The organism is Nocardioides sp. (assembly GCF_014360585.1).
Taxonomy (GTDB): domain Bacteria; phylum Actinomycetota; class Actinomycetes; order Propionibacteriales; family Nocardioidaceae; genus Nocardioides.
The window spans coordinates 1-7,400 of sequence record NZ_JACIXG010000138.1; the positions used below are offsets into that span (position 1 = coordinate 1).

General features: G+C 70.2%; 7 protein-coding genes. 4 read left to right on the forward strand and 3 right to left on the reverse strand.

The window, feature by feature from the left end; all coding sequences use genetic code 11:
- Nucleotides 1-165 precede the first annotated feature (165 nt).
- Both H5T77_RS25120 and H5T77_RS25125 read left to right on the forward strand, forming a co-directional pair.
- Nucleotides 166-1,026, forward strand: a complete 861-nt coding sequence (locus H5T77_RS25120) for a shikimate dehydrogenase (protein WP_292653343.1) — start codon at nt 166-168, stop codon at nt 1,024-1,026.
- A gap of 75 nt (nt 1,027-1,101) precedes the next feature.
- Complete coding sequence (locus H5T77_RS25125) at nt 1,102-2,433, forward strand: MFS transporter (protein WP_292653344.1); 1,332 nt, start codon at nt 1,102-1,104, stop codon at nt 2,431-2,433.
- 159 nt (nt 2,434-2,592) lie between these two features.
- On the opposite strand, the gene H5T77_RS25130 is transcribed toward H5T77_RS25125, so the two are convergent.
- A complete protein-coding gene (locus H5T77_RS25130; protein ID WP_292653345.1) occupies nt 2,593-3,534 on the reverse strand; it encodes an RNA polymerase sigma-70 factor in 942 nt (313 codons plus the stop codon).
- A 142-nt stretch (nt 3,535-3,676) separates the two neighbouring features.
- Here H5T77_RS25130 and H5T77_RS25135 point away from each other — a divergent pair, with 142 nt between their 5' ends.
- Nucleotides 3,677-4,237, forward strand: coding sequence for a GNAT family N-acetyltransferase (locus H5T77_RS25135; RefSeq protein WP_292653346.1), 561 nt, complete (start codon nt 3,677-3,679; stop codon nt 4,235-4,237).
- Between the two features lie 17 nt (nt 4,238-4,254).
- Complete coding sequence (locus tag H5T77_RS25140; protein WP_292653347.1) at nt 4,255-5,085, forward strand: RCC1 domain-containing protein; 831 nt, start codon at nt 4,255-4,257, stop codon at nt 5,083-5,085.
- A gap of 22 nt (nt 5,086-5,107) precedes the next feature.
- On the opposite strand, the gene H5T77_RS25145 is transcribed toward H5T77_RS25140, so the two are convergent.
- Together H5T77_RS25145 and H5T77_RS25150 are read right to left on the reverse strand one after the other, a co-directional pair.
- Nucleotides 5,108-5,965 (reverse strand): phosphatidylinositol-specific phospholipase C/glycerophosphodiester phosphodiesterase family protein, encoded by an 858-nt coding sequence (locus H5T77_RS25145; RefSeq protein WP_292653348.1) that lies wholly within the window; start codon nt 5,963-5,965, stop codon nt 5,108-5,110.
- A gap of 110 nt (nt 5,966-6,075) precedes the next feature.
- Nucleotides 6,076-7,284 carry an NAD(P)/FAD-dependent oxidoreductase gene (locus H5T77_RS25150; protein ID WP_292653349.1) on the reverse strand — a complete coding sequence of 403 codons (1,209 nt, stop codon included), beginning with the start codon at nt 7,282-7,284 and terminating at the stop codon, nt 6,076-6,078.
- Nucleotides 7,285-7,400 lie beyond the last annotated feature (116 nt).

Consider the following 7,400-nt stretch of genomic DNA (forward strand, 5'->3'; position numbering starts at 1 on the left):
AGTTGGCAACGCACTGCCAACTCGGCTGACGCGAGTGACGTCTCGGCCGACGCGAGTGACGTCTCGGCCGACGCGAGTGACGCCTCGGCGGGGTTGACGAGCCGAGGTCGGGTGTGATCCCCTTCACGTCGTAACGTACTAGTTCGTACATTAAGGATCGCCCAGATGAAGTCTTCGTTTCTCGTCGGCCTGATCGGCGCGGGTGTCGGACCCTCGCTGAGCCCGGCGCTGCACATGCGCGAGGCGCGTGAGCACGGGTTGTCCTACGTCTACAAGACGCTCGACATCACCGCCCTGGGCCTTCAGCCCGAGGATGTCGGCGACCTGATGAACGATGCCCGGCGCCTCGGCTTCGACGCGCTCAACATCACCCACCCGTGCAAGGCGCTCGTGATCGAGCACCTCGATCGGCTCGACGAGACCGCGGCCCGCCTCGGCGCGGTCAACACCGTGGTCTTCACCGACGCGGGCGCGGTCGGCTACAACACCGACACGACCGGCTTCGGCCACGCGCTGCGTACGGGGATGCCGGACGCCCCGCTCGGCACCGTCGTGCAGCTCGGTGCGGGAGGGGCGGGCTCGGCCGTCGCTCACGCGCTGGTGAGCCAGGGTGTCGACAGGCTCGTGATCGCCGACATGGACCTCGACCGCGCCCAGGCGCGCGTCGACGAGATCCGGCGCCACCACCCCGAGCGCTCGGTCGAGGCCGCCCACGTCGACAAGCTGGTCGCGCTGATCCCTGAGGCCGACGGACTGGTCAACTGCACCCCGGTCGGCATGGCCGACCACCCCGGTACGCCGCTGGACACGAGCCTCCTCCGCCCCGACCTGTGGGTGGCGGACATCGTCTACCGGCCGCTGGACACCGCGCTGCTGCAGGCTGCGCGTGAGGTCGGCTGCCGGACGCTCCACGGAGGCCACATGGCGGTCTACCAGGCCGTCGACGCCTTCCGGCTGATCACCGGCATCGACCCCGATGCCGAGCGGATGCTCGCCCACCTGCGCGAGCTGGCCGCGGCCGGCTGACCCCCGAACCTGAACTGAACATCCACCCCCACCCGCCCGCGGTCAGGAACCGCGGACCTACCCGAGGAGGACCCGATGGCGGGACCTGACATCGAGAACCGCGAAGGCAAGACCCCGATCAGAGCCGCGCTGGCCAGCTTCATGGGCAGCGCCGTGGAGTACTACGACTTCTTCATCTTCGGCTCCGCCGCGGCCCTGATCTTCCCGCACGTCTTCTTCCCGAGCTCCGGCGACGCCGCGCTGGTGATGTCGTTCGCGACCTTCGCGTTCGCATACGTCGCCCGCCCGGTCGGAGCGGTCTTCGTCGGTCATTTCGGCGACCGGATCGGCCGCCGCAAGGTGCTGCTGTTCACCCTCCTGCTGATGGGTGGCGGCACGTTCCTGATCGGCTGCCTGCCGACGTTCGACCAGGTCGGCTGGGTCGCGCCCGCACTGCTGGTCTTCTGCCGGCTGCTCCAGGGCCTCTCGGCCGCCGGCGAGCAGGCTGGCGCCAGCTCCCTGACACTCGAGCACGCGCCTGACGACAAGCGCTCCTTCTACACGTCCTGGACCCTGACGGGCACCCAGGGCGGCCAGATCCTGGCCGCGCTCGTCTTCATCCCGGTGGTCGCGCTGCCGGACGACATCAAGTACGGCATCGGCTGGCGGATCCCGTTCTGGCTCTCCGCGATCGTGGTGCTGGTCGCGTTCTTCATCCGCGCCCGCCTCAACGAGACGCCCGAGTTCGAGGAGGCCAAGGCCAACAACGAGGTCGCCAAGCTGCCCCTCGCGGTGCTGCTGCGCGACCACTGGGTCGACGTACTGCGCGTCGTCTGCTGCGCCTTCATCGCGGCCGTCTCCACGGTGTTCGGCAACCTCGCCATCGCCTATGGAGTCGCGATCGGGATGGTCGACTCGATCACGCTGTGGCTGGTCGTGGCCGCCAACGTCGTCGCGCTGTTCACCCAGCCGATGTTCGGTCGCCTCGCCGACCGGGTCGGGCGCAAACCCGTCTTCATCTACGGTGCTGTGGCCAGCGCGGTCATGATGCCGTTCTACCTGCTCTCGATGAGCCAGAGCAACGAGCTGCTCGTCTTCGCGCTCGCGATCATCACCTTCTCCTTCGGCTACGCGGCCGCCAACGCTGTCTGGCCCTCGTTCTACGGCGAGATGTTCTCGACCCCGGTGCGCTTCTCCGGCGTCGCGATCGGCACCCAGATCGGCTTCATGCTGGCCGGCTTCACGCCCTCCATCGTCACCGCCCTGGGCGGCGTGGGAGAGGGTGGCTGGGTCGTCACCGCGGGCTACACCGGGGTGGTCTGCCTCGTTGCGACGGTCGCTGCCCTGACCGCACGAGAGACCAAGGACGTACGCACCGCCGACCTCGGTCTGCGGCCGGCTCCGACACCCCAGAGCGCGACGGTCTGATCCCCGGCACTGCTGGTCGAGCCGCGAGCGCTAGCGAGCGTATCGAGACCAACACGGTCCTATCGAGCGCCGATGGGACCGTGTTGGTCTCGACACGCCTTCGCCTAGTGGCTCCGGCGGCTCGACCAGCGGGGCGTTCGACCAGCGGGGCGGCGGGCGTCAGCGGCCGCGACGGTGTCGATTGCGGCGGCGTACGGCGTCCTTCAGGTCGGCCACCGGACCGAGGTGGCCCAGCTTCTCGGGGTTGGTGACCGAGCGAATCCGCTGGATCTGGCCGTCGAGGATGTCGAGCGTCCAGGTGCCGAGGACGGAGCCGTCGGCATCGCGCAGGATGGCCCCCGGCTCGCCGTTGAGCTCGCGCTCCTCCAGGCGGGCGCCGATGGCGAGCAGCGGTGGCACCGCCGCGACCAGGATGCGTGCCGCCTTCTCCGCGCCGAACCGGCCGCCGGAGCCACCAGCCACGCCACCACCATCGTTGACGGTCTCGACATCGGCCGCCAGCAGCGCCTGGAGCTGGTCGAGATCGCCGTCGCGCAGCGCCTCGAAGAACCGGCTGGAGAGCTCGACCCGTTTGCGCCGGTCGGCCTCGAACCGCGGCTTGCCCTCGTCCATGTGGCGACGCGCCCGCGAGGCGAGCTGGCGACAGGCGGCCTCGGAGCGGTCGACCGCCTCGGCGATGTCGGCGAAGCCGAAGTGGAAGACCTCGCGCAGCACGAAGACCGCCCGCTCCAGCGGGCTGAGCCGCTCGAGTAGCAGCAGCGCGGCCATCGACACGGAGTCGGCCAGCTCGGTCGCGCGTTCCGGGCTGGCGTAGATGTCCGCGACCTCATCGGCGTGGGTGTCGGTGGGCAGCGGCTCGGGGAACCATGGCCCGACGTACGTCTCCCGGCGCACCCGTGCCGAGCGCAGCACGTCGAGCGAGATGCGCGTGACCACGGTGGACATGTAGGCCTTCAGCGAGTCGGGCTCGGTCGGGCTCGAGGCCAGCCGGATCCAGCTCTCCTGCACCGCGTCCTCCGCCTCGCTCACGCTGCCGAGGATCCGGTAGGCGATCGAGAACAGCAGCGGGCGCAGCTCCTCGAACTCGGCTTCAGGTGTCATGAAAGGTCCTCCTCGGTCCATCCTGCCCTCTAGGACGAGACAGCGCCTGGGACTGTGACATGCCCTGGCGCGGCGCCCCGTCGGACCGTACGTCTGCAGAAAACGTTCGACGCAAGGCAGGGCGCATTGGGACGATGGCGCCATGACCGTCGAAGAGGGTGAAGCGTTGGCTGCTGCCTGCACCCTGCGCCGGGTGCGTGCCGAGGAGTGGCAGAGCATCCGGGAGCTGCGTCTCGAAGCGCTGCGCGACCCGATCGCCCACCTCGCCTACCTCGAGCGACTCGAGGACGCCCTCCAGCGGCCCGACAGCTACTGGCAGGAGCAGGCGCAGACGGCCGCGGCCGGCACCGCCGTGGGGAAGTTCGTCGCGCTAGGCGATCACGGTGAGCTCGCTGGGACGGTGACGGCACTCGTGACGGTGCCGGGCGAGCCCGACTACATCGGCGAGACGAGTCCACATCTGCGAGCCGCCCTCGTGGGCGTGTACGTGCGGCCGGCCCGGCGCGGCGGCGGCGTCCTCGAGGCGCTTCTCTCGGAGACGGAGGCATGGTTGCAGGGGATCGGTGTCCGGCAGGTGCGCCTCCACGTCAACGAGGACAACGTCCGCGCGCAGGGTGCCTATCGCAAGTGTGGCTACGTCGACACCGGCACGCGGGTCGAGATGGTCGACGGGGTGAACCACGAGATGGTCCGCGAACTCTGATCGATCAGGCTGCTGTCGTGAATCACCTCATCGCGGCCGGGCCGCGTCATTCGCTCGGCGTCGGCACGGGCGGCACGGTGGTCGCTGCCGGTGTCGGCAAGGCGGGGGAGTGCCGCACCGATGGCTGGACCGAGGTCGTCGAGGTGGCGGCAGGCAACGTGCACACGGCCTCGAACACCGGGCGGTCCCACAGCGTCGGGCTCCGCTCCGACGGCACCGTGGTGGCGACGGGCTGGAACAACGAGGCTCAGTGCGAGGTGGGCTCCTGGCGCGAGGTGACCGCTGTCGCCGCTGGCTGGCGTCGCACGCTGGGGCTGCGTGCCGACGGGACCGTTCTCGCCGCGGGAAGGCTCGCCGAAGGCGCCGGCGAGGTGAGCTCGTGGCGCGAGATCGTGGCGCTGGCCTGCGGTGACTGGCACTCGGTCGGCCTCCGGGCGGACGGGACCGTGACGGCCGTGGGGAACGATCGCCGCGGGCAGTGCGCCGTCGACGCGTGGCGCGACGTGGTCGCCGTCGCGGCCGGTTACCTCCACACGGTCGGCCTGACCAGCTCCGGGGGTGTGCTCAAGGCCGGCGATCGCAGCGCCGGGGCGGGTGGCGTCGAGACCTGGCGCGATGTCGTAGGAGTGGCCGCCGGAAGCTACCACACCGTCGCCGTCACCACCGACGGCCGAGCATTGGCCGTCGGTGGCAACGACGCCGGTCAGTGCGATGTCGCCGGCTGGCGCGAGATCGTCGCGGTGGCCGCAGGGTCCCGACACACGCTCGGGCTGCGGGCAGACGGGACGGCCGGGAGCGACGAGCACGGTCAGTGCGACGTCGCTGGATGGCCGCCGAGCCGGCGGTGAGCTCCCCGCTATCGGTTCGCGATCAGGCTCTGTCGGTCAAGAAGGCGTCGAGGGCGGCGAGGTCGTCGGTGTTGATGTGGTCGACGCCGGCCGCGAGCAGCTCGGTCCAGACCGCCTCGCGCGCGGGGCCGTCGGTGTCCGGCGTCGCCCAGAAGCGCACCCGGTAGCCCTGGGCGTGAGCGTGGTCGACGATCTCGTGAAGCTTGCGGCGCTCGATCTCAGGCATCGGGCCGATGCCCTGCCAGACGAAGACCTTGGTCCAGTTGTCGCTGACCAGCGGCATCAGCGAGGCAGGCATGCCGGAGCGGAGGTCGCTCATCCGGCCGTCGTAGAAGCCGAGCCGCTCGGTCGCGCTCCGCATCGTCTCCAGCGGCCGGTCACCGCTGATGACCGCCTCGACCGGACCGTCCTTGACGGTGCCGTTCTCGTAGCGGGTGAAGAGCTCCTCATAGTCTCCGAGCTCCTTCTCGATCGCCGCATAGGTCGCCTCGCCGGTGTTCTTGATGTCGATCAGGAGCTGGAAGGTCCCGTCGTAGCCGGGGTAGACGGCACGTCCCTTGCCCCTGACGAGCTTCTTGAGCGGGGCGAGGTAGAGCCCCTCCAGCGTCCGCGCGGGGTCGAGGTCCTCCGCGTCGTGCGCCACCAGGAGCTCGCCGTCGACCAGCCATACGTCGGCCTCGACACTGGTGAAGCCGCTGGCCAGGGCGTCCAGAAGGGGACGGTCGTGCTCGTAGTCGTTGTGCGCGTGCGCCTGCGGATGCGGCGTACCGAGATCGGCGGAGGTCCGCGTGGATTCGGTGGTGCTCGCCGTGGCGGCGGTGGGGGAGAGGAACGCGGCCGCGGCGAGCACCGCGGTCAGCGACCGGACGAAGGTACGCATCGGGATCTCTTTCGGTGAGGGTGGCCCTCAACCTGGCGGTGGCGCGTGATCCCGTGGCAACCGCTGTACGACCGCTGCCTGAACTCCTTCCGAAACCGCCGGACGAGACCTCAGCCGAGGCGGCTGGGATCCCGGTCCGGTGGCGTCACCGCTGCCGCTTGGACGCGGGCGGCACGCGACCTGTCCTTGAATCCGATCGCGGAGCCCGGACGACGCGCCTCCATCGCCATGGCCCAGACCGTGCTACGGCAGATCAGCTCCTTGACCTTCGCCGCGGGCACGGCACGAAGCCGGGCAGCCACGGCCGAGTCGTCCCGGCGGGCGAAGTTCAGCAGCCCCAGGCCGCGACCGATGCTGATGCACTGCCCCACGAAGCCGATGCTGACCGCCTCAGGAGTCGCGCCCGCGAGCCGGGCGAGCACCGTCTCCGCGGCCAGCGGCCCGAGCTGGTTGGCCGCCTGGCAGCTCATCCGGTACGCCTGTCCCGACGGCGCCGCGGCGTCACCGGTCGCGATGATCCGGTCGTCGTCGACGCTCGTCAGGGTCTCGTCGGTGACCAGGCGGCCGAGCTCGTCGGTGGAGAGCCCGCTCGCGCGGGCCAGGTCCGGCGCGGCGAACCCGGCGGTCCAGATCGTCAGCGTGCTCGGCAGTTCGCGACCGTTGTCGAGGCGTACCCCGCCGGCCAGCACCTCGGCCACCCGGGCGTCCTCGATGATGCCGACGCCCAAGCGCCGCAGATCGCGCTCGGCCGCGACCCGGCCCTTCTCGTGCAGCCACGGACCCAGCCTGTCTCCGCAGACCAGAGTCACGTTCCCACCTGCCTCGGCGAGCTCGGAAGAGACCTCGATGCCGGTCGGCCCGCCGCCGACTACGATCACCGGGGCGTCAGCCGGCGCCGTGTCCAGCGCCGCCTTCAGGCGGGTCGCCTCCTCGTAGGTCGAGACCCCGTAGGCGTGCTCCGCCGCGCCCGCGACCCGGGTCGTGCCGGCGCTGCCGACGGCGTAGACCAGGTAGTCGTACGTCATCTCCTGCCCGCTTCCGAGCGTGATGGTGCGGACACCCGCGTCGATGGAGGCCACCGTGTCGACCACCAGCCGCACGCGCGGGCTGAGCACGTCGGTGTATGCGACCACAGCCTCCGAGGTCCCGCCGGCCAACTGGTGCAGCCGGATCCGCTCGACGAAGTGGTCGCGCGGGTTGACCAGGGTGATCTCGATGTCCTCGCGCTTGGTGAGTCGGTTGGCGGCCATCACGCCGGCGTATCCGCCGCCGACGACCACGACCCGACTCCTGCTGAAGGCTTCTGCTTGGTTGCTCATACCCCAAGGACACCGAGCACGCGAGATCTGTGACATCGGGAGGTTGTGAAGCTGAGAGTGGGCCATAGGCCACTCTCAGCTTCACAACCTCCGCTCGATCAGGAGACCGTGATGGT

Coding starts and splice junctions, on each gene's coding strand:
- H5T77_RS25130 (WP_292653345.1), bottom strand. CDS start 3,534: ATGACACCTGAAGCCGAGTTCGAGGAGCTGCGCCCGCTGCTGTTCTCG.
- H5T77_RS25135 (WP_292653346.1), top strand. CDS start 3,677: ATGACCGTCGAAGAGGGTGAAGCGTTGGCTGCTGCCTGCACCCTGCGC.
- H5T77_RS25120 (WP_292653343.1), top strand. CDS start 166: ATGAAGTCTTCGTTTCTCGTCGGCCTGATCGGCGCGGGTGTCGGACCC.
- H5T77_RS25145 (WP_292653348.1), bottom strand. CDS start 5,965: ATGCGTACCTTCGTCCGGTCGCTGACCGCGGTGCTCGCCGCGGCCGCG.
- H5T77_RS25150 (WP_292653349.1), bottom strand. CDS start 7,284: ATGAGCAACCAAGCAGAAGCCTTCAGCAGGAGTCGGGTCGTGGTCGTC.
- H5T77_RS25125 (WP_292653344.1), top strand. CDS start 1,102: ATGGCGGGACCTGACATCGAGAACCGCGAAGGCAAGACCCCGATCAGA.